At 50.9% G+C, this 22320-nt stretch carries 13 protein-coding genes; 10 read left to right on the forward strand and 3 right to left on the reverse strand.

Annotation, left to right across the window (positions count from 1 at the left end):
* Window positions 1–62: 62 nt before the first annotated feature.
* Complete coding sequence (locus FTT89_RS06860; protein ID WP_180006874.1) at window positions 63–3779, reverse strand: UvrD-helicase domain-containing protein; 3717 nt, start codon at window positions 3777–3779, stop codon at window positions 63–65.
* A gap of 3 nt (window positions 3780–3782) precedes the next feature.
* Window positions 3783–7469, reverse strand: coding sequence for an exodeoxyribonuclease V subunit gamma (locus FTT89_RS06865; protein ID WP_168370337.1), 3687 nt, complete (start codon window positions 7467–7469; stop codon window positions 3783–3785).
* A 181-nt stretch (window positions 7470–7650) separates the two neighbouring features.
* Between FTT89_RS06865 and FTT89_RS06870 the strand changes: the two genes are divergently transcribed.
* Window positions 7651–8157, forward strand: coding sequence for a hypothetical protein (locus FTT89_RS06870; RefSeq protein WP_005181834.1), 507 nt, complete (start codon window positions 7651–7653; stop codon window positions 8155–8157).
* A 74-nt stretch (window positions 8158–8231) separates the two neighbouring features.
* Here FTT89_RS06870 and FTT89_RS06875 read toward each other — a convergent pair whose 3' ends face one another.
* Entirely contained in the window at window positions 8232–9656 is a 1425-nt protein-coding gene (locus FTT89_RS06875; RefSeq protein ID WP_104505587.1) for a phosphate--AMP phosphotransferase, read from the reverse strand.
* A gap of 207 nt (window positions 9657–9863) precedes the next feature.
* On the opposite strand from FTT89_RS06875, the gene FTT89_RS06880 reads away from it, so the two are divergent.
* The 9 genes from FTT89_RS06880 to FTT89_RS06920 all read left to right on the forward strand — a co-directional run bounded on the left by FTT89_RS06880 (window position 9864) and on the right by FTT89_RS06920 (window position 22320).
* A complete protein-coding gene (locus FTT89_RS06880; RefSeq protein ID WP_168370336.1) occupies window positions 9864–10568 on the forward strand; it encodes a hypothetical protein in 705 nt (234 codons plus the stop codon).
* A gap of 207 nt (window positions 10569–10775) precedes the next feature.
* On the forward strand, window positions 10776–11717 hold the full coding sequence (ubiE, locus tag FTT89_RS06885; protein WP_168370335.1) for a bifunctional demethylmenaquinone methyltransferase/2-methoxy-6-polyprenyl-1,4-benzoquinol methylase UbiE: 942 nt from the start codon (window positions 10776–10778) through the stop codon (window positions 11715–11717).
* Window positions 11718–11736: 19 nt separating this feature from the next.
* The gene (locus FTT89_RS06890; protein ID WP_104471776.1) at window positions 11737–12408 is read left to right on the forward strand and encodes an SCP2 domain-containing protein; all 672 of its coding nucleotides are present in this window, start codon (window positions 11737–11739) and stop codon (window positions 12406–12408) included.
* A 12-nt stretch (window positions 12409–12420) separates the two neighbouring features.
* Window positions 12421–14040: an AarF/ABC1/UbiB kinase family protein gene (locus FTT89_RS06895; protein ID WP_104494772.1), complete on the forward strand. Its 1620-nt coding sequence runs from the start codon at window positions 12421–12423 to the stop codon at window positions 14038–14040.
* 194 nt (window positions 14041–14234) lie between these two features.
* Window positions 14235–15311: a patatin-like phospholipase family protein gene (locus FTT89_RS06900; protein ID WP_005181814.1), complete on the forward strand. Its 1077-nt coding sequence runs from the start codon at window positions 14235–14237 to the stop codon at window positions 15309–15311.
* Between the two features lie 148 nt (window positions 15312–15459).
* Window positions 15460–16245, forward strand: a complete 786-nt coding sequence (gene hisIE / locus FTT89_RS06905; protein WP_005181811.1) for a bifunctional phosphoribosyl-AMP cyclohydrolase/phosphoribosyl-ATP diphosphatase HisIE — start codon at window positions 15460–15462, stop codon at window positions 16243–16245.
* A gap of 11 nt (window positions 16246–16256) precedes the next feature.
* Window positions 16257–17759, forward strand: coding sequence for a UvrD-helicase domain-containing protein (locus FTT89_RS06910; RefSeq protein WP_005181808.1), 1503 nt, complete (start codon window positions 16257–16259; stop codon window positions 17757–17759).
* Between the two features lie 16 nt (window positions 17760–17775).
* Window positions 17776–19143, forward strand: a complete 1368-nt coding sequence (locus tag FTT89_RS06915) for an AAA family ATPase (protein ID WP_168370334.1) — start codon at window positions 17776–17778, stop codon at window positions 19141–19143.
* A gap of 339 nt (window positions 19144–19482) precedes the next feature.
* The gene (locus tag FTT89_RS06920; RefSeq protein WP_104499198.1) at window positions 19483–22320 is read left to right on the forward strand and encodes a monovalent cation/H+ antiporter subunit A; all 2838 of its coding nucleotides are present in this window, start codon (window positions 19483–19485) and stop codon (window positions 22318–22320) included.

The raw sequence follows: 22320 nt of genomic DNA on the forward strand, positions 1-22320 counted from the left end.
ACTATTATCCTCAAAGTTATCCACATGCTAAATCATTCTTTCTTTAAATGTTATTAAATGATTTAGGCAATTTTCCCCAGTTGATCGACAGTTGGATTCCCCAACAGTGCATCCAGTCGCAAAATAAACTCGACCGGCGGTTTCCAATGGTACACGCCCTGCCCGGCCTGACCATTCATGCCGCGCAAATACAAATAGCTGGCCCCACCTAAATGTTGATAAATATCGTAATTTTCCAGATGGACTTTCAGGTAGCGATGCAGGGCCACCAGATACAGACCGGCCTGCAGCCAGTAACTGGACTGTGACATGCTGGCCTGCACCGAGGCCGCCTGATAATGCGACTGATCGGCGCCTAAAAAGTTGCTTTTATAATCGGCAATATGGTAACGGTGGCCATCAAAATACACCAGGTCAATCGAACCGGTTAAATAGCGCGCCGAATTGGCATCATGAAAATCCAGCATCTGAATGCCATATTCATCAAACAGCTGATGAATCCGCTTGATCGCCAAGACCTGATCGGACAAGGACAGATAAAACGGAAATTCTGCCAGATGCTGCTCGGGCGCCAGCTGTTTTAACTGAAAGCCCGGATGCAGCGGTGTACTCAGCACATCCAGCAGCCAAGCCGACAGCCAGCTCAGCAAGATGTCCTCCGTATGTTCCGGATATTCCTGACTAAACTTGTCCTGCAGCTCCTGCCACAAAGAAGGATAATCATTTTTAAAACGGCGCTGGATTTCCAGCGGCCAGTCCTGCTGATCCTGAAAATCAATGTGTTCAAAAATCTCATGCAGGAAATTACCGGCCAGCGTACCCATCGGGAACTGGCGTTTAATCCAGGCAATCGGCTGATTCAGGATGTCGACATCAGCCACCGCTACTGGCTGATGCAGTTCATCAGAGGCACTGCTGTGCTGCTCAATATGAGCCGCCAGCGCATCAATCGCCTGTTTACGGCTTAAATGCTGGGCCAGAGCACTGAAACTGGTTTTACTGCGCGGATAAAAACGCTGCTGCGGGAAAGTCTTTGCCGTTAATGGCAGCGTCTGCTCATGCTGCTGCAGCTTCAGCCTTGGCGGCTTTTCAGTCAGCAACGCTTCATCGCCACAATGCGGATGCTGGAAAACGTCGCTGCCCTGACCGCGCCAGAAGGCCAGACCGGAGCAGGATTTTCCGCTCTGATCCTGCAAAATGGCATAGACCCGATGGCTGGCCCGGGTCAGTGCCACATACCACAAACGGCGTTGCTCAGCTTCGGCCCGGAGCTGATGCTGCTGTTGATCCTCTGCACTGAGCAAGGCTGCTGCATTTACCGCAATCAGACGCTGCTGCTCGGTTTGACCGGTCAGCGGATTGACCGCCTGAATGGTCGAAAAATTCAGGGTTTTGTTGACCTCACGAAAATCCTTATCCGCCCCCAACAAGAACACCACTTTAAACTCCAACCCTTTGGACTGGTGGATGGTCATCAACTGTACCCCGGCGGCATTGGACAGTTTTCGCTCCAGTTCCCACTCGCGTTCACTTGGCGCCTGCAACTGTTTTAAATACCACTGATACAGGGTTTGTGCGCCCTGATAATGTTCGCTGTGCTGGCTAAGCAGTTCGCTTAAATGGCGCAGATTGACCACCACCCGTTCATTGTCACGGCTGTGGTGGGCGACCAGATTCTCCCAGACCTGAAACAGGTTCAGGGCATATTGCCAGGCACTTAAAAAGCCTTTTTCAAACCAGATGCTGCGGATGCCGTCAAAATCATCCATAAACTGGCTCAAGCCGGCCGGATGGGCTTCCAGTTCCAGTAAGCGCTGTAAATTAAAATTCAGCAGGCGGCTTAACAAGGCTCTTTTGACTTTGGCTTCATCATAAGGATGCATAATTGCGGTCAGCACCGCCCCCACATCTTTGGCGATCTGGCTGTCAAACACACTGCGTTTGGATGGACGGTTCACCCGAATCCCGAGCCGCTCCAGTTCATACTGCACCTTGTCCAGCCCGTCATGGTTTTTGGACAGCACCGCAATATCATCTTCAATTAGCGGGCTGCGCTCCTGACCATTGTGCAGATAGATTTGCTGCTGCGCCGCCTGATTTAAAAGCGCCCGGATTTTCCAGGCCACCTGCAATGCTTCATTATTTTTGTCTTCCAGCATTAACCAGCGTAAAGGCTGCCGGTTCTCCCCTTGCCCGTCAATTAAGGCCGGATGGGGACGAGGTCCGGCTTCTACCAGGCTATATTGCACCTCTTCACCAAAATCTATTTGGCGCTGGAACAAGGCGTCCACCACTTCCACCAGAGCCGGAATAGAACGATGATTGTATTTCAGGCTATACAGGCGCCCCTGTTTGGCCTGCACATCGGCCCGGGCCTTGTTATAGGTCAGCATATCACCGCCGCGGAAACCGTAAATGGCCTGTTTTGGATCACCCACCATAATCATGCAGCCCTGCTGATAATAGCGGGCATGACGCCAGATACTGGCCAGCATACTGTCCTGATCCTGGTTTGTATCCTGAAATTCATCGACCAGAATCAACGGATATTTACTGTGCACAAACTGGGCAAAACGCAGTCCCTGCTCGCCCTGCAAGGCTTCCGACAGGCTGCGGATCTGCTGGGCAAAGGTGGTTTCACCTTTTTGCTGCAACACCTGTGGCAGGCGTTTTTTCACTTCGCGGCTTAAATAGTATTTGAGATAGGCATCCAGCAGCTCTAAATCCAGTTGCAGCTGCTGCAACTGCTGGCAGAAGGCTTTTAGCCGTTGAATCACCGCATGCTGTTCAAACTGCGTCAGCACCTCGTCCGGACATTTGTTCAGCACTTTTTTGGTGGATAAATCGGTACACAGCTTTAAGGTTTTTTCAAAATGTGGTGCAAACAAGGCATAGCCACGTTGCTGGGACAACGCCTTTAGTAATGCCGGCAAAGCCTCGCATAAGGTGTGTTGCATCAGCTGATTGGTGCGCCACTTTTTCCCAACCAATGCAGCGTACTGGCCCTGCTCCAGATAATAGTCGCTTAGGCTGTCGACATCAGCCAGATCCAGCTGCAACAACTCATCAATGGCTGCTTCAAACTGGTTTAAATCCAGTTCGGGCGCCGGTACTTCACGAAACTGGGCCGAGGCAAAATTCAGGGTATTTTCAACAATACCCACATAGGCGTCGACATGCTTGAGTTTCTTTTGCAACAGCAGATAATTCACCACCTGCTGTGGCTGGGCCTGCAGCCATTGCCGCAGCACATCATGAATCAGCTGATGCACATAACTTTTGGCATCATCAGTAATATCGGCGCGTTCAATCTTGCCACATTCAAAACTGAATTCTCGCAACAACTTCTGGCTAAAACTGTCTAAGGTACCCACAAACAGTTCATCCAGCTGGTCAATCACCAGCTTGAGCCGGTCACGGGCAAAGTCCGGTTTGGCAGCATAATCCGCCAGCACTTTTTGCAATAGCGGATCGGACTCAGTCTGGGCCTTGGCTTGCAGTTCGGCTTCAGTATAGGACTGGCACTGTTCAAAATAACGTAGGGTTTCAACCAGACGTGCACGAATCCGGCTTTTCAGCTCGGCCGCGGCGGCACGGGTAAAGGTGGTCGCCACCACCTGATGGGGTAAATAGGCTTCCAGAAAAATCCGCACAATCAGGCTGGATAAGGTATAGGTCTTGCCGGTGCCAGCCGAAGCTTCAATCCAGTGCAGCCCCTTGAACTGCATGTCGGTAATGGGCTGGAAAGATAGTGGCGAAGAATGTGGAGTAGCGGCCATCATTTACTCCTCAAGCGTCTGCTGGTGCCAGAAAATCGGCTGGTATAAATCATAGGAAAACTGTTCACAGGCATGCGCCAATAATAAACTGGCATCCTGCTCCTGCAAAATAAACTGCCAGTCACGATGATGCTTGCAGGCTTCGTTGTCGGCCACCGAAAAGGCACTAAACTGGCCCGAATCATTCCAGTCCTTATACAAGCCATCCAGATCTTTCAGCTGCATACGCTGTTCGGCATCGGGTTCCCATTCATGCTGCTTGCCTTTTTCCGCCACTTTCAGCAGCAAGGCCGATGGCAGCACCAAAGGCTGGCGCTGGCCATAGTCCCAAGCCTTAAACCAGTGTTCCAGCCACTGTCTGGCCTGATTGGAACTGACTCCTTCACAGCAGACGGTATCATCACTAAATACCACAATCCGCTGATGCTGCTGGCCACCATCGCCCAGATTCAGATAGGCCAGCCAGAGCAGATATTCCAGCCAGAGTGCGGTACGGCGTTTGGCACGCGCACTGGACGCTTCCAGACTAACCCAGCGCTCGGCGCCCTGTTTTGGCAGGGTCAGGCGGATGTGCAAGTCAGGACGCACTTTCCAGACCTGTCGGGTGATAGTCGTTTCACTCGGTGCATAGTGCTGCAAGCGGGCCTGTAGCTGCTGCTGTTCGACCAGACTCATGGTCCAGCTGCCTTCACGAATTTTGCCAATCGGCAGGCGGTCTTGTAACAGCGCCGGATCGGGCGTGTTGTGCTGCTGCTTCAGAAAGTCGCGGATGGTATAACGGCCCAAACCATCCAGCAATAACGGCTCGGCCTGATCGCTGCGCTGTTCCGGACGCAGGTTTTCCACCCCGACACTTTTTAAATACAGCCGCGCCGGGAAAATCATGTCCTGAATCCATTGCTGGCTGTCCAGCACCTGCAAATCCTGGGTCAATAAAGGATAAGGCTGATTGGCCCAGTGACTGCGCTGCCCACCCGGCTGACGAATCTGCTGTGCCACTGCATACCACTGGTCCTGAAAACGGATGATCTCGCTGGATTCAAAACCGAGCGGATCAAACGGCTGTAAACGGTGCACACAGTACAGCTGACGCAACTGCTCCGGCACCTCAATCCCGTCAATACTCACGGTCTGGTTCAGCGCAGACTCGGGCTGCGGCGCGGCAACAATCAGCGCCAGATGCTGAATCAGCTCCTGCAAGATGCTGGACGGATCACGCACCTGCCCGTCATTGACATCAAAGCCGTTATAAAACAGCCAGACCTTGTCCTGCGCCAATAGCAGTGCATCCAAAAATGCACCCTGATCATCTTCCAGACGTGAGCGGTCACCCAGTTGCGGTTTCAGCAACTGCATTAAATCGAATGGCAGCTGCACATTACGATTCGGGAATTTGCCACTGTCCAGATTCAGCATCACCACCAGTTTATACGGCAGCGGACGCAGCTGGCCCAGCTGGCAAAAGGTAATCTGGCCGCTTGGTTCAGCCTGTTCCAGTTGTGCTGCCAGCTGTGCTTCAATTTCTTCCAATATATACGGCAAAGGCAGACTTAAGGCCGCCAGTGCATGCCGGTCCTGCTCATCATAATAGCTGGCCAAAGTCAGCATACGGTATTGCTTTTTAATGATTTTATAGACGTTTTCCAGCGCGGTGACACCAGCTGCGCTAAACTCGTCAATGTCTTGCATTAAGCGTTTTAGCCACTGTTCGGCCCGCGTGTTCTCGCCGCGTTCATGCGCAATCATCCAGTGCCGGCGCTCGGCCAGGTCCTGATAAATCTGGATCAGTTTGGCAATCAGTTCAAAATCGGCCGGCATTACCTCGGCAAAACACAGCGTATCCTGAAACAGGGTATGTTCCGGAATGGCCAGCCCCAGCGCCAGACGATCCAGCGCAAATTTAAAGCTGAAGCGATAATCCTGATCATCGGCGCTTAGGCTGCGCTGCAAATGCTCGGCATCAAAACCGCGTTTAAAACCGGCAGCACTGAGTAGCTCCAGCAGACGCTCCAGCTGGGCAATGTCCAGCTCATAACGCTGCAAACTGGCCGCTAGCCCGAGCCAATCGGCAAATTCATCCAGACTAAAGCGGCCCTGTAACAGACGAATCCGGCCAGCCACGGCGCGCCAGGCATTGCTGACATCCAGCTGGCTGACCCCGGCAATCTGAATTGGCAAATACACGCCGTGCTGGGCCAACCGGCTACTGTCATGTAAGGGATTGCCCAGATCACGCGCACTCGGTGGCGGCGCAAAGACACTGCGGATTAAAGGCTCAAGCTCTTTTAAATTTGGACTTAAAACCAGAATATCGCTTGGCCGGCGTGGCTGCTCTTTTGTGCCTTGCGACAGCCAGTGCAGCAGCTGGTCTTTTAACACTTCCAGCTGACGCAGACTGGAATGGCAGACATGAATCTGGATGGAATCATCATGCTGCTCTAAAGCATATTGATGCGCGGCCGGTTCATTTAAATACAGGATATCGGCCTGCAGCTTGCCCAATAAGCTGGGCTGATAGTCATCAATAAACAGATCGGCCCAGACGCCTTCTTCACCGGAAGATAAGGCAGAGAGTAAGGAGAAATGATCGCGTGCCTGCTTGCCCAGACGGGTCAGCAAGGGATGACGCGACTCACGGTTCTGGGCATTAAAATGCAGGGTAAACTGCTCGAAAAACTGAGCAATCTCGGCGTCATTGGCCTGTGGATGCTGCGCCAGAAAACGCTGTTTCACCCGCGCATCATAACGTGCCTTCCAGTTCGGATCGACACTGTCGGCCCAGTATTCCTGTGAAGGGTTATAATGCAGGATAAAAATTTCAATGTACTGACCTAAACGGCGCAGGAACTGTAACTGCTGCGGCGGCAAGTCCAGCAAGGTAAATACCACCAGCTGTTTCGGTAATTTGCGTAGCGCCTTGCCCGGCTGCTCCGGACTGCCCAGCGCCTGCCAGAACAGCTGGTCAATCTGCTGCATCTGCTCAAAATCTTCATGAAAAACTGCCTGCCACAGCCAGCGCTGCCACGCCTCCAGTTCTTCTGCCTGCTGCAGCATAAAGCCCGACACTTCGCTGTCGGTTTTAAAGAACATCTGCTCCAGATCAAGGGCCTGATCACGGCCCCATTGCATCAGCCAGTTGGTCGGACAGCGGCACTGCTCGCCACAGCCTTTCTGGCAATGCCCACGATAAGTCATATAGTGGCTAAACAGTTTGGATACCTGTTCGGCCACCCAGTACAGCATGCTCTGTTTTTTCAGCTGGCGTTCCAGCGGCTGTTCCAGCCGGTCAGCACTGGCATAAATCCGCTGGATAATCGGAAACAGCGCATGGCTGGTTGCTAGCGGATTCTGTTCCGGCTGAATAAATTCTTTTAGCGCCTGAAATACGCGCCATTTAATGATAATTCGTGGAATATTGGCTTGACGGACCAAGTCTTTCTGATCGTGCAGCACCCATTGATAGGCACTCCACTGGAAACCGCGAATCCGGTGATGAAACTCGGTATTGGCACAGATGCTTTGATGTTCGGCCAGACGTTGGGTTAACCAGGCTTCCACCGCAGGGGACGGCACAATAAAGTGCTGGGTTTTTAATACCTCCAGCGGATGCGCTGCAGGTTTACGGACTGTCTTCAGCATCGCCTCGACCAGTACATCGACACGCTGACTTTGAATGACATGAATCCCCATAACGCTCTACCCTGTTAAACTTTTGCCATGATATCTACAAAACCATAAAGATTCATTACTATACTTTTGCAGTTGCCTATGTCACTTTTAGCTCATGGTTCGATTCAAAAATGCTTTGAAATACGTACCTTAATAGTGCTTCAATAAAAAAATCGATACACCGCTTAAGGTATTTAATATTATGAAAATAGACAAGATTCCCAACTCGATTGACCCCAATTTAAATTTAGAGCAAGTTCGTGCTGACTGTCTGGAGCTGGTCAAAAAACGGGCCTACGTGTCCGCAGGCGCGGCGGTCATTCCGGTTCCATTTTTAGATGTCGTGATTGACGTCGGTATTTTGTCACAACTGATTCCTGAAATTAATGCCCGTTTTGGTCTGTCGCCGGAACAGGTCAGTGTCTATGACCCCGAAACCAAGCAGATTCACTGGCAGGAACTGCGTAAACGCGGCATTGAATTTTCCGGCCTGGTGGTGGCACGTACCGCCGTCAAAAAATCATTGAACAATGTTGCCGCGAAAGTGATCACGAAGCAAGTCACCAAATTTATTCCTTTAGGCGGACAGCTGGTGGCGGCCAGCCTGGGCTATTTTGTCATGAAGAAAGTCGCCGAAGCGCATGTGGAAGAAAGCTATAAGATTGCCAAAGGCATCCAGCAGAAACAGACCCAGGTGGTCAATGGCTAAGCCTTTTTCCTCAATCTGATGCCGGTCCAGTGACCGGCATTTTTATAGCGGATTCATGCCTGTTTGCTGCCGGCTTAATCAGCTTTCAGCTGTTTTAAGATGGTTTTCAGCACTTCAATCCGGGCACTGTTTTTATCATTGGTGGCAATAATATGCCACGGCGCATCCTCGGTGCTGGTATGGGCAAACATATCGGCTGCGGCATTTAAATAATCATCCCAGCGATTCCGGTTCCGCCAGTCTTCCTCGGTAATTTTAAAGCGTTTATGTGCAGTCTGTTCACGCGCTTTAAAACGCTGTTCCTGCTCATCTTTGCTAATCGCCAGCCAGAACTTGATAATCACGGTCTGATGCTCGGTTAAATCCTGTTCAAAGCGGTTAATTTCCGCATACGCACGTTGCCATTCCAGATCACTGGCAAAACCTTCAATCCGTTCCACCAGTACCCGACCATACCAGGAACGGTCAAAAATACAGATTTTTTCTTCTGGTTGCAGCTTGGTCCAAAAACGCCATAAATAAGGCCGGCGTAATTCATATTTTTCCGGTGCGCCAATGGTATAAATTTCGTATTCACGCGGATCCAGCTTTTTCACAATCCGTTTAATTGCGCCGCCTTTGCCGGCTGCATCCATCCCTTCAAACACAATCACCACGTTGCGGTCATCAAAACGCAAGGCATCGGCCACTTTGCGGCTGAGTTTTTTGAGTTCGGCTTTATAGTCGCCCTCATCCAGCGCGGCATTGTCCGGATTGAGCAAGGCCTCAGGAATGGGCGCCTGCTGCCAGCTCTGCTCAACAGTTTTCGGATGCTCCGGGCAATCTTTAAAAGCCTGTAATACATGCTGGGCAAACTGCTGGTCACGCAGCTGCTCATCTTCACCATCAATAATAATCCAGTCATCGGTAAAGCGCTGGCGCAGCTTTTGCAAGGTGTCGTACTGTTTTTTGTTACGCCAGTCGAGGCCATTCATCTTATGCCAGCGCACTTCGCTCGGGTCCATCTCGTTCAGGCGTTTTTGCAGGGTTTTCCAGGACAGGTCAAACCAGATCTTGACCACATCGACCTGGTTGTTTTTTAAATCCTGTTCAAAGGCCCGAAAACGCTGCACATACTCATCAAACAGGCTGTCATCAAAAGGCTTCGAGACATGGGTGGCACTGCTGAGCAGATCGCTATACCAGTTGCCAAACAGAATCATGATCTGCCCTTCGGCCGGAATAAAACGGGCATAGGGCTGCCAGAAACTGGTTTTGAAATCAAACAGGTGTGCGGCATCGGCCTTCACATGCAAATAACGCGGATCGACCCATTCACGCAGCTGTTTCACCGCCTCGCCTTTGCCAGCCAGCTCAATGCCGCTGACCAGAATCACCAGACTTTTGGCATTGCTCTGACCGCGGCTGTCTTTTAGGGCATATTGTGCTTCAATCAGCTCGACAGACAGCTGATCTTCATCCATTAACTGAAATTCTGTTTGCGGGTTCTGCTCGGTCATAGGCACACACTCTTGTTTTATTGTTCCGTTCAGTATAACCAGCCTGCTGGCCGGGCGGCTGATGATTTTGTATAGCGCGTCTGTCTGATTTTGTCTATTTCTAGTGCAAACTGACCCGATGATCCTGAATCTGTCACCAATTTGTCATGGCCTGTGCATCTAACTGGCTTTAGAATGCCGCTTAAGTCAAAACAATTGAGACGCTCCATGTCCAAACTTGCGGTTTTAGATGACCTTTTAGAACTTTATAATCAATTTGAATATCATCGCCAGCCGGAAATTTTCACACGTTTGCAGGAAGTGCAGCTGTGGCAGAAACAGCGCATGCAACGTACCCATGCCCCGCATTTTGCCGAAAAAAATAATGTACTGATGGCCGAATATTTTCTGAACCGTTTATACGGCGGCCCCGATTTTGATGCGCTGGCCGGACAGATTGCACGCCTGACCAAATACGCACATAAAGCAGAAAAACTGATTCCGGAAAATGCCATTAAAACCGGCACCTCCGGGGTGGCCCTGGCCATTTTAGCAGTGCAACTGGATGAACAGGTTGCCATTCAGCTGTTAAAGGATTATCCGGCGCAGACGCCATTGAGCGACGAGATGATGCGCCTGACCTATTTAAAGCTCGATCAGGGCAGCGCGCGTTTAAAACAGCTGGACATGCTGGATGAACTGGGCAAAAGCCTGGACAAATACATGCGCTCCTTTATGGTTTATACAGCCTTTAAAATGTGTAAAGGCGCCGCGCATAAATATAATTTCGATATCATGTACGAGTTTATGCAAGATGGTTTTGTGGCCATGAAACCGCTGAAATCTGCAGAAAAATTTGTCCGCGAATTTACCGCAGTTGAACGCCAGATTATTGACAAAGTGCATCGGGGAGATCCGCAGCCCTTTCAATAAAGCCACATAATTTTTTGCATGTGATGGCCAAAATTTGGTACAAAAACAGCAGTAAAACGAATATGCATTCACGTTCATCAGGATAACAATTCAATTTTCTGTATTTTATTCCTGACAATTGCAGGCCGATGACTGTACAACGCCTAAGAATCTGTCATCATGCTTGCACTGCCACATCAACCCGATTTTCATGTTAGGAGTGACACTATGTCTAATGAAGAGCAAAAGCCTACCCATCCAGAAACGGCAACCAACACAGACAAAGTGAGCCCATTCTTAACCTCGCCATTACCGGAAGGTGCACCACAAGGTCAGCAGCAGTCTCTAGAACAGCGCCTAACCGATACTCCGGTAACGGGCAGCATTCCAAAATACAACCTGCCACGTGGCGCCAATACCGGTAATGTCGGTGCGACCACACATTTTGGCTACCAGACCGTAAACAGCGAAGAAAAAGCCCAGAAAGTGGCGGAAGTATTTCATTCGGTGGCCAGTAAATACGACATCATGAATGACCTGATGTCTTTTGGTATTCACCGTTTATGGAAACGCTTTGCGATTAACATGTCGGGTGTACGTCGTGGCCAGCACGTACTGGATATTGCGGGCGGTACCGGCGACCTGGCCAAAGTTTTTAGCCGTGAAGTTGGTCCAAGCGGCCATGTGGTCCTTTCAGATATTAATGAATCGATGCTGAATGTCGGTCGTGACCGTCTGATTGATGCCGGCTGTACCAATGTCGATTTCGTCCTGGCCAATGCTGAAACACTTGAACCTTTTGATGACAACAGCTTTGACCTGGTGACCATTTCTTTCGGTTTACGTAATGTGACCGATAAAGATGCTGCACTGCAAGCCATGTACCGTGTGCTTAAGCCAGGCGGCCGTTTACTGATCTTGGAATTCTCAAAACCGGTATTTGAACCGTTCTCGAAACTGTACGACCTGTACTCGTTCACTGCACTGCCAATCATGGGCAAACTGGTGGCGAATGATTCTGAAAGCTATAAATATCTGGCGGAATCAATCCGTATGCACCCAGACCAGCGCACCCTGAAAGGCATGATGGAAAATGCCGGCTTCCAGAACTGTGACTACCACAACCTGACCGGTGGTATTGTGGCGGTGCACCGCGGTTTTAAACTCTAATTCCGAAAAGGACACTGCTATGTGGTCGATTCTGGCCTTAGGTGCCGTTGAACGATGCATCCATCATGTCATTAATCTGGATGCGATTACCCGCATCCAGCTGAACCAGCTACAGGGCAAAACCCTGCGCGTGGTGATGGATGCGCCGCAACTGTCGGTAGATGTATTTTTTGATGAAAACAAGGTGCGTCTGGAGCCGACCGTTACCGGACAGGCAACCCAACCGTCTATTTTCGAGCAGCGCCCGTTTGAGCGCGAACAGCAGCTCAGTGAAGCCACCGCCACCTTGCAGGTCAAGAATGTGGTGGAACTGCTGAAACTGCTGCTGGCCGATGATGTCGGCACCATTCCGGTACAAGGCGACTATAAGCTGCTACAGGACATCCAGCGTATTATCGAGCAGGCCGAACCCGATCTGGCCGCGCATCTGTCGCCATGGGTTGGCCCGACACTGGCACATGAGCTGGGTAAAATCCAGCTGGCACCCAAGCAGCTGAAAAAAACCTTGCAAAGCCAGCTGTTTTTCGCCGAAGATGCCCTGAAAGAAGATTCCGGCCTGTTTGCACCGCGCTGGCAAATGGATGATCTGCAACAGGATACCCGCATCCTGAACCAGAATATCGACCGCGTAGAGGCCAAGATTCAACAGCTCCGCAAGCAGCTTGAAGACACTCCAGATTCACACGACTAGGTAAAGAGATTTATGATTCCGCACGTTTCACGTTTAATCGAACTTTGGCGTATTGCTGCGCACTATAGACTCGACACGTTGTTCCCTGCGGAAGAATTACCAGAAAAAGCCCGCCATATTCTGAGTCTGATCCGGATGCATCCGGCGGCCTGGTCCAGTAAGGAACGGAAAAATCCGCTCAAGCTGAAACAGGCCCTGGAAGATATGGGACCGCTGGCGATTAAACTCGGTCAGCTGTTATCGACCCGTCGTGACCTGATTCCACCTGAAGTATTACAGCAGCTGGTCTTGCTGCAGGACCGGGTCAAACCCTTTGGTTCCGATGTCGCGCAAATGCGGATTCAGGAATCCTTAAAGGCCGATGTCAACACCCTGTTCGCGCGTTTTGATGAACAGCCGCTGGCAGCTGCTTCAATTGCCCAGGTGCATACCGCTGCCCTGCACGATGGCCGCGAAGTGGTGGTCAAAGTCACCCGTCCTAATATCCGCCAGCAGATTCTGCAGGATTTTGAAATTCTGCAATGGCTGGGCCATTTTCTGGAAAAACGTCTTGAAGCGGCACGCGCGCTGCATTTATCCGAAATTATTCAGGACTATCGCCAGATTATCCTGAAAGAACTCGATCTGACCTTAGAAGCGGATAACACCCGCCGTATGCGCCATTACTTCACCGGCTCCAGCATGATGTATGTGCCGGAAGTGTATATGGACAGCAAAGATGTGATGGTGGCCGAGCGGATTACCGGGGTACCAATTTCCGATGTGGCCACCTTTGACCGCTTGGGTATGGACCGCGCCGATCTGGCGCAAAAAGGCCTGACCATCTTCTTTACCCAGGTGTTCCGCGACAACTTCTTCCATGCCGACATGCACCCGGGCAATGTGTTTGTAGAAACCATCAATCCGCAAAACCCGCGCTTTATTGCGCTGGACTGCGCGATTATGGGCGAGCTGTCCAAGCACGATCAGATGACCGTAGCGCGCATGTTACTGGCAGTCATGAACAGCGACTTTATGCAGCTGATCCAGATTGTGCATCAGGCCGGCTGGATTCCACCGGGCACCGATCAGGATGCTTTGGCACGTGAAATGCGCCGTACGGTAGGACCGATGGTCTCCAAACCCATGCATGAGCTGGACTTTGCCGGCATTCTGATTGAAGTGATGGATATTGCCCGCCGTTTCCATCTGGAAATTCCTCCACAGTTAATGCTGCTGCTCAAAACGCTGGTGCATGTTGAAGGTCTAGGCACCGATCTGTATCCAGAACTGGACATCTGGAGTCTGGCCAAACCAATCCTCACCGATTGGGTCAAGGCACAAATGAATCCGCAGAAAAACCTGAAAGAGCTGGGACAAAAAATTCCGGACCTACTGTTGGGTGCGCAGGATTTACCGACCTTGATGATCGACAGCTTAAACGGCCTGAAAAACCAGTCGGCCTGGCATGCCAAACAGCTGAATGAACTGCAAAGCATGCGTCTGCAAATGGAACATCAGCAAAAACGCAGCTGGATCTTTGGCAGCGTAATGGCGATTCTGCTGTCGATTGCGATTATTTCACCGTGGTTTGTCTCAGTCATTCTGATTGTGCTGGCCAGTATTCTGGCAGTCTGGCGCGTGGCCAAATAAGGCGAAATGGGCAAGTTTCCTGAATCCTTATATTCCTCCATTATTTAAACCGGTCACATGACCGGTTTTTTTATGGCCTGCAATTGCAGATAACATACCGGATGACTGAGCAGTCAGAGAGTGAACATTCCTGCCCTTGTGAGCCTTGGTCACTGGCCTAAAATACAGACAACTGTTTATTTTTCTGCCTGACTATGATCCAGATTCTGCAAAAACGTCCACCTGCCCTCACCCTTCGTGCCGGTCATCTGGCCCGGCAGCTGATTGCCGAGCAGGGCCTACAACCCGATCAGGTCGATATGATTCCGGGTGCTGCCGGTGGTCCAAAAGGTATTGGTATTCAGGGACTGGATCAGGCCATTTTTGGCGAGTTTTTGCCGCAGTCAGCGCAGCGCCGCACCCTGATTGGTTCTTCAATTGGCAGCTGGCGTTTTGCCAGCATTCTGGCCTGGGGCGCCAAAGCAGGTACCGAACGGCTGGCAGACTTATATACCAATCTGAGCTTTCATAAAAAAATGTCACGGCAGGACGTCAGTCATGTCTGCCGCGATATGCTGTTGAATCTGGTCGATGGCAAGGCACAGCAGCTGGTCGATCATCCGGATTATCATCTGACCGTGCTCTCGGTAAAAGCACAGCACATTTTCCAGAGTGACCGTGCACTGGCCCTACTGGCCTCGGTGGCTGGTATTGTCAGCGGCAATGCACTGGCGCGCAAACACAACCGCCTGTTTATGCAGCGCGTGATCAGCCAGCCAGCTCAAGGCAACCAGTTTCAGGTGCAGGATGATTTCTTTACCCATTATCATGCGCTAACGCCGGACAATGTCACCAGCTGGCTGATGGCTTCGGCCTCAATTCCGGGCGTGATGTCCGCAATTCGGGATATTCCGGAAGCGCCGGGCAGCTACCGCGATGGCGGCCTGATTGACTATCATATTGACCTGCCGTTTCAGAGTCAGGGACTGGTGCTGTATCCGCATTTTACCGATAGCATTACCCCAGGCTGGTTCGACAAAATGCTGAAACACCGCAAGGCCAATCCGGACAATCATGCACGGACCCTGCTGATTTCACCATCAGCCGAATATTTACAGTCTTTACCCCTGGGCCGCCTACCCGACCGCAAAGACTTTAATTTAAAAGGTATGGATCAGGCACAGCGCATTCAGCTGTGGAAACAATGTATTGCGGAAAGTCAGCGTCTGGGCGATGAGTTTTTAGAACTGGTCGAAAAGCAGTGTTTGCCGGAGGTGTTACAGCCGCTTTAAACAGGACGATAAATGAATGTTAGAGTGGTAACATCCTGAGCGAAAATAGGCAAAGATTTTTTCCTGCAAGCCGGTCAGATACCGTACACTATAGCGTTTGCGCACTGGCGTAATCTCGTTTTTCTGAACAAATTTTGGTGACATACTCATGAATAACTTGCAATGGCTCGATGAAGTAAAATTTAACGAACAGGGATTAGTGCCAGCCATTGCACAGCATCATCAAACCGGTCGGGTGTTGATGGTGGCCTGGATGAACCGCGAAGCGCTGGCCTTAACCGCAGAAAAAAATCAGGCGGTGTATTTTTCCCGTTCACGCAACAAACTCTGGCACAAAGGTGAAGAATCCGGTCATTTCCAGACCGTGCATGAAATCCGTCTGGACTGCGATGCCGATGTGATTATCCTGCAAATTGAACAGCATGGCGGCATTGCCTGCCATACTGGCCGTGAATCCTGCTTCTATCGCAAACTGACTCCGAATGGCTGGGAAATTGTTGATGCGCAGCTGAAAGACCCGAATGCGATTTATGGCGAGAAGTCCAGCAATCCGCACACCCTGGCCATGAATGCCTCCACTGCGCAATCTGAACAGGTCGAAATTCTGAGCTATTTAGGCAAAATGATGGCTGAACGTAAAGCCGCCGATCCGGATTCTTCGTATGTGGCCAAGCTGTATCACAAAGGCCTGAACAAGATTCTGGAAAAAGTTGGTGAAGAAAGCGTAGAAACTATTCTGGCAGCCAAGGAATATCAGGCTGCAGCTTATGAAGACAATAAAAATGACCTGATCTATGAAGTGGCTGACTTATGGTTCCACAGTCTGGTCATGCTCGGCTATTTCAATCTGGACCCGCAACTGATTCTGAATGAACTGGCACGCCGTCAGGGCTTATCTGGTCTGGTGGAAAAAGCCAACCGTACTCAGGCTTAAGCTGTCGCCCTGTGTCTGAGCTGAAGAAACCGACCGCCACCTATGAGCAGGCCACTGCCATTGATAACGCACGTCTGGGTAAATCCTTCAAGGTGATTGCCTATGCCGGCACAGGGAAAACCACCACCTTGCAGATGATCAGTGAAGCCATGCCGGAGCGGCGTGGCATGTATCTGGCCTTTAACAAATCCATTGCCGCAGAAGCGCAACACAAGTTTCATCGCAATGTCGATTGTCGCACCTTTCACTCGCTGGCCTTTCGTAGTGTTCCACGTGGAGTCACCGACAAACTGCGCCTGCCGCGCCTGAGTCCGAGTTTTATTGCCAAGGAATATCGTCTCGAGCCAATTACCCTGCGCCGGATGATGGGTGGCCGCTATGAAAAATATGTGCTGATGCCTTCACGGCTGGCCAGTCTGGTGGCCAATGCCGTTGGCTATTTCTGCTCGACCAGCTCGCAATATCCGGCACCACGGCATATTCAGGCACCGAACTGGCTGCACCCTGATGATGCCGAGCTGCTGCAAAAACATTTGTATCCGGCAGTGGAACGGCGCTGGCTGGAATCAATTGATCCGAACCATCAGGCCGGAATCGGTCATGATATTTACCTGAAACTGTGGGCGCTGTCGGAACCGAATATTCCGGCCGATTATGTGCTGTTTGATGAAGCGCAAGATGCCGACCCGCTAATGCTGGGGATTCTGCTCAAACAACGCAACACCCAGGTGATTTATGTGGGCGATGCCCATCAGCAAATTTATGCCTGGCGCGGTGCCATCAACGCCATGCAGCAACTGCCTTTGCCGGAGTCGCGCTTAACCACCTCATTCCGTTTTGGTCCGGACATCGCCATGACCGCCAATGCCATTCTCGGCGGCTTAAATGAAACCGTGCCGCTGCTCGGCAACCCGGATTTACATTCCAAAGTGGTGAACAAGCCGCATACCAAACAGCGCGATGCGATTTTATGCCGCACCAATGCCCGGGCGATGGAATTGCTGCTGGCCGGTCTGGTACATGGTGACAAGGTCAGCCTGCAGGCCGACCATGTCAAACTGAACCGTTTTGTCGATGCTGCCAGTATGCTGAAACAGGGCCGCCGCGTCACCGATGTGCCGGAACTGGCCTGGTTTAACTCCTGGCACGATGTACATGAATATTGCGAAACCAATGAAGGCAGCGACATTAAGCCGCTGGTAAAACTGGTGGATGATCATGGTACCGATCCGCTGAAAAAGGCGCTGGCCAAAATCACCCCGATTGGTCAGGCGGACTATATTATTTCAACCGCGCACAAAGCCAAAGGGCTGGAATGGGACCGCGTGCATCTGGAAGATGACTATCAGTTCAAGGTCAATGAACGCGATCATAAAATTAGTGATGAAGAGTTACGATTACTGTACGTGGCCTGCACACGTGCTAAAGTAAGCTTAAATATCCATCATATTTACGATCTGGTGCAACAGCTGAAACAGCAGATGCCGGTGTCCTTGCGTAAGGCGGTGGGTTAAAGCATGCAGGTGACCCATGAAAATTCAGTCTGTCCAGTTCAAGCACATCACCCACTTTACCGACCTTCAGCTACAACTGCATCCGCAGCAACAGCCTGTGGCCTTAATTCTGGGCAATCAGAGTTCCGGTAAAACCTCGCTACTGCGCTTCACCTATCAGGCACTGACCTGGTTTGCTGCCCGCTATAAAGATTTACGCACCTCCGGACTGGTCATGCTTGATCAGGACATTATGCACACCCGGCTGCAGTCCAAAATTGATCTGTGCGTGTGTTTTCCCAAAGACATTGGCAGCCTGCCGGAAAGCAGCGATGCCCAGCAGCAGGACCGTCAGTGCTGCGACTGGCAGCTGTACAAAACCCTGAACAGCAACGGCGTCGGGGTCAGCAAGGCTGAAACCCAGAAACTGGAAAAAATGGTCAGCCTGTACCAGCAGGCGGTAAAACAGGACCCGCTACAAGGCTTGCCATTAATTGCCTATTACCCGGCCGAACGTTTTGTCAATGAAGTCAATCTGCTAAGTAAAAACAATCCGCTGATTTTTCAGGCCGCACATGCCTATGAAATTTCGGCCATCCCCTTCACCACCTTTACACGCTTCTTTGAGTGGTTCCGGGAAATTTCCGATATTGAAAACGCCCAGAGCGCCCAGCTGATTGAACAGTTATTACATCCGCAGCATCCCGACGCAGAACCTCCACGGCGTGACAAACTGATGCAGGCACATGCCCAGATGCACGCGCCAAGTCTGCAGGCCCTGCGCGATGCACTACAGATTGTACTGCCAGAACTGAGCCAGATTTATCTACAATATCATCCAAAACTGCAATTAATGGTCACCTATCAGGGCAAAACTCAGCTGTATCAGCAGCTGTCCAACAGTATCCGCAACTGGATTGCACTGGTCGGAGATATTGTGCGGCGTTTATGTCTGCTCAATCCCTATAGTCTGTATCCAACTCTAGAAGGCGACGGCATTCTGCTGATTGATCAGGTCGATCATCAGCTTGATCAGGATATGGCCTCGGTAATTCTGGCGCGTTTGCATCAGGCTTTTCCGGCACTGCAGATTATTGCCACCGGTAACCGCACGGCACTCTTGGAAAATGCCGAAGACTATCAATGTTTAAGGCTGGATCAGCAGCAATTGCATCCAATTCATCTGCAACCGGTGCAGGAACAGCTGGACGCTATTTATGCCCAGTTTATGCAGACTGAAGCCAGCAGCAGCGATGAAAGCCTGAGTGAAGCGGTACAGGAGCCCACCAGCGTAGATGACATCTATCAGCAGATTCAGCAGCAACTGAGTGCCGAACAGCAGGAAGCCTTGCTGAAACGGCTGCAAAATGATGATGACACCTCGACCCCGCATCCGTTGCCTTAAATACGGCTTTGAATAGAGGGGAATATCGGAAAATCAGCCGAAAAAATCCGGTCTGATCTAACAATTTCATCCTGAAAAAAGTTCGGCGGCGTATAATGTCTGCCGTGTGCGCAAAAACAAATTGATGTTGTTTTATTCATGTAATAAAATCAATCAGATTTATATTTTTATAGTAAAATCCGATTTTCTATAAGTTTCTCAAGTTGCGCAACACAACTTGTTTATTTAGACATAATTCTATTTTTCGGCTTTCAAGATTGAGTATTTTGGACTGCTCCTTGCATTCCTGTAATCCTTGAAAGATAAGATTCACCCTTAGGTTTTGAACCTATCAAGACAATGGATACGAGTGTGCTATCGATTATTATATTGCTACCGCTGGTACTTGGCACAACCCTTGTCTCGTGGCTGAAGCAATTCTCGCGCGGGGTAACGGCTTTAGGGGCGATAGGAGTCAGTTTAAGCAGTCTGATCCTGTTACTGACTCAAGCAAAGGATGTCTTTAATGGCGCCACCATCATTCAGTCATGGTCGTGGCTACCCCAGTTAGGGATTGATTTAAGCTTTCGCCTGGATGCTTTAGGTTTATTATTTTCTTTGCTGATTACCGGTATCGGTACCCTCATCTTTATTTATGCTTATTATTATTTAAGCCCCAAAAACTCCCTCAGCAAACTGTATCTCCTGCTCATGCTGTTTATGGCAGCCATGCTCGGGATTTCATTGTCAAATAACCTGATTATCCTGCTGGTGTTCTGGGAACTGACCAGTATTTCCTCCTTCCTGCTGGTGGGTTACTGGAGCAATTACGAAGCGGCTCAACGCGGCTCACGTATGGCCCTGACCATTACCGGCATGGGTGGCTTGGCTATGCTCGGTGGTTTTGTCCTGCTCGGACAGATCACCGGCACCTATGAGCTAGACCAGATTCTGACCATGACCGATCAGATTCAAAGCCATGCGCTGTTTGTACCCAGTTTATTGCTGATTTTACTCGGCGCCTTTACCAAAAGTGCCCAGTTCCCGTTCCATTTCTGGTTGCCGAATGCCATGGCGGCACCAACGCCGGTATCGGCCTATCTGCACTCCGCGACCATGGTGAAAGCCGGGATTTTCCTACTGGCACGTCTGCTGCCAATTTTTGCCGGCGCAGCGCTGTACCATAATCTGGTGACCTTTGTTGGTCTGTTTACCCTGTGTATCGCGGCTTTCTTTGCCATTTTCAAAGAAGATCTGAAAGGTCTGCTGGCCTATTCCACCATCAGCCATTTGGGCCTGATTGTCTGCCTGCTCGGGATTGGTTCTCCGCTGGCCGTGGCTGCAGCCATTTTCCATATTATCAACCACGCCACCTTTAAAGCGGCGCTGTTCATGATTGCCGGGATTATTGACCATGAATCCGGCACCCGTGATTTACGCAAACTGAGTGGCTTATGGCAGCTGTTACCGTTTACCGGTACGCTGACCATGATTACGGCTGCGTCGATGGCAGGTGTGCCTCTGTTCAACGGCTTCCTGTCCAAAGAAATGTTCTTTACCGAACTGCTGGCCAATTTAAGCGGACCGGTGGTGGTGATCTCGGCAATTGTCGCGACACTGGCCGGTATTTTTGCCGTGGCCTATTCGGTGCGCTTAGTGCATGGCGTGTTCTTCGATGGCCCGATTGGCAAAGACGTACCCAATAAAGATGCACATGAACCGCCAATGGGCATGCGCGCACCGGCCCTGATTCTGGCGATTTTATGTATTGCTGTCGGCCTGTTCCCTGCCCTGCTGGTTGAGCATCTGGTCAATAGCACCACCCGTGCCAGTACCCAGCTGATGAATTTTGAAGGCACCCATCTGGCCATCTGGCACGGCTTTAACCTGCCATTGCTAATGAGTGTGATTGCGCTGGTGGGCGGTCTGGTGATGTATTTTGCCCTGGCCAAAGGCGGCCGTATCCGCGAGATTGATCTTGATCCGGCATTGGGCCGCTTACAGGGACGGGTGTTATTTGACCTGTTCTTAAAAGGCCTATTGCTGAACTCGCGCCGCTTTAAACGCCTGACCGAAAACGGCTCCCTACAAAGTTATCTGTTCTGGATTCTGGTGTTTACCATTGCACTGGTGTCGGTGCCGCTGCTGAATCAGGGGATTGGTACCGGTACGCGTGAGCTGACCCAGGCACCTGCAATTGCCATTGTCTTGTGGCTGCTGTTATTCAGTGCCTGCTGGATGATGCTGTGGTTCCATCATGAACGGATTAAAGCTGTCCTGATCAGTGGCGCCGTCGGTCTGGTGGTAACCATGATCTTTGTAACCCTGTCGGCTCCGGATCTGGCTCAAACCCAGATTACCGTCGATGTGGTGACCACCGTCTTGTTACTGATGAGCCTGTCACTGCTGCCACAATTAACCCCGTATGAATCAAGCAGCACCCGCCGCTGGCGCGATGCCGGAATTGCAATTCTGGCCGGTGCTGGCATCAGCTGGCTGGCCTGGTTAATCATGACCCGTGATCACAACTCGATTTCATGGTTCTTTAACCAGCAGTCGATTCCACTGGGCGGCGGTACCAACGTGGTCAACGTGATTCTGGTCGACTTCCGTGGTTTCGATACCTTCGGCGAAATTACCGTACTCGGTATTGCTGCCATTGGCGCCCTCTGCCTGATGGATGGGATGCGTGCCCACGGCACCACCATGACGCAGGGCCTGACCTATCGTTTTAACCCATCTCCACTGATGCTGCGCATGACCGCTTCCTGGATTTTACCGGTGGCCTTAGTGGTCAGCCTGTATATTTTCCTGCGCGGGCACAATCTGCCAGGCGGTGGCTTTATTGCCGGACTGGTCACATCAATGGCACTGATCATTCAGTACATTGCCATTGGTCAGGACCAAACCGAGCAAATGCTGAAAGCCAAATCCGGACGTTTATATGAAATCTGGATTGGTTCCGGTCTGACCATTGCCGGCCTGACCGGGATTGCAGCCTGGTTCTGGGGCCGTCCATTCCTGACCAGTGCACATATTTATGTCAATCCGCCGGTGATTGGTGAACTGCATTTGGCTTCAGCGGCACTGTTTGATGTTGGAGTTTACGTTACCGTTGTCGGGGCAACCATGTTGCTGATTTCCGTGCTGGGCGACTCGCGTCACTCCAGTATGTCTGGTCCAATTCCTCGGGGGTAA

The sequence above is a fragment of the Acinetobacter sp. YH01025 genome (genome assembly GCF_013420185.1).
Taxonomy (GTDB): Bacteria; Pseudomonadota; Gammaproteobacteria; order Pseudomonadales; family Moraxellaceae; genus Acinetobacter; species Acinetobacter indicus.

Excerpts from the sequence above, each read along its gene's own strand:
- FTT89_RS06920 (WP_104499198.1), top strand. The coding sequence starts at position 19,483 with ATGGATACGAGTGTGCTATCGATTATTATATTGCTACCGCTGGTACTT.
- FTT89_RS06890 (WP_104471776.1), top strand. The coding sequence starts at position 11,737 with ATGTGGTCGATTCTGGCCTTAGGTGCCGTTGAACGATGCATCCATCAT.
- FTT89_RS06900 (WP_005181814.1), top strand. The coding sequence starts at position 14,235 with ATGATCCAGATTCTGCAAAAACGTCCACCTGCCCTCACCCTTCGTGCC.
- FTT89_RS06870 (WP_005181834.1), top strand. The coding sequence starts at position 7,651 with ATGAAAATAGACAAGATTCCCAACTCGATTGACCCCAATTTAAATTTA.
- FTT89_RS06860 (WP_180006874.1), bottom strand. The coding sequence starts at position 3,779 with ATGGCCGCTACTCCACATTCTTCGCCACTATCTTTCCAGCCCATTACC.
- FTT89_RS06895 (WP_104494772.1), top strand. The coding sequence starts at position 12,421 with ATGATTCCGCACGTTTCACGTTTAATCGAACTTTGGCGTATTGCTGCG.
- ubiE (WP_168370335.1), top strand. The coding sequence starts at position 10,776 with ATGTCTAATGAAGAGCAAAAGCCTACCCATCCAGAAACGGCAACCAAC.
- FTT89_RS06875 (WP_104505587.1), bottom strand. The coding sequence starts at position 9,656 with ATGACCGAGCAGAACCCGCAAACAGAATTTCAGTTAATGGATGAAGAT.
- FTT89_RS06865 (WP_168370337.1), bottom strand. The coding sequence starts at position 7,469 with ATGGGGATTCATGTCATTCAAAGTCAGCGTGTCGATGTACTGGTCGAG.
- FTT89_RS06915 (WP_168370334.1), top strand. The coding sequence starts at position 17,776 with ATGAAAATTCAGTCTGTCCAGTTCAAGCACATCACCCACTTTACCGAC.
- FTT89_RS06880 (WP_168370336.1), top strand. The coding sequence starts at position 9,864 with ATGTCCAAACTTGCGGTTTTAGATGACCTTTTAGAACTTTATAATCAA.
- hisIE (WP_005181811.1), top strand. The coding sequence starts at position 15,460 with ATGAATAACTTGCAATGGCTCGATGAAGTAAAATTTAACGAACAGGGA.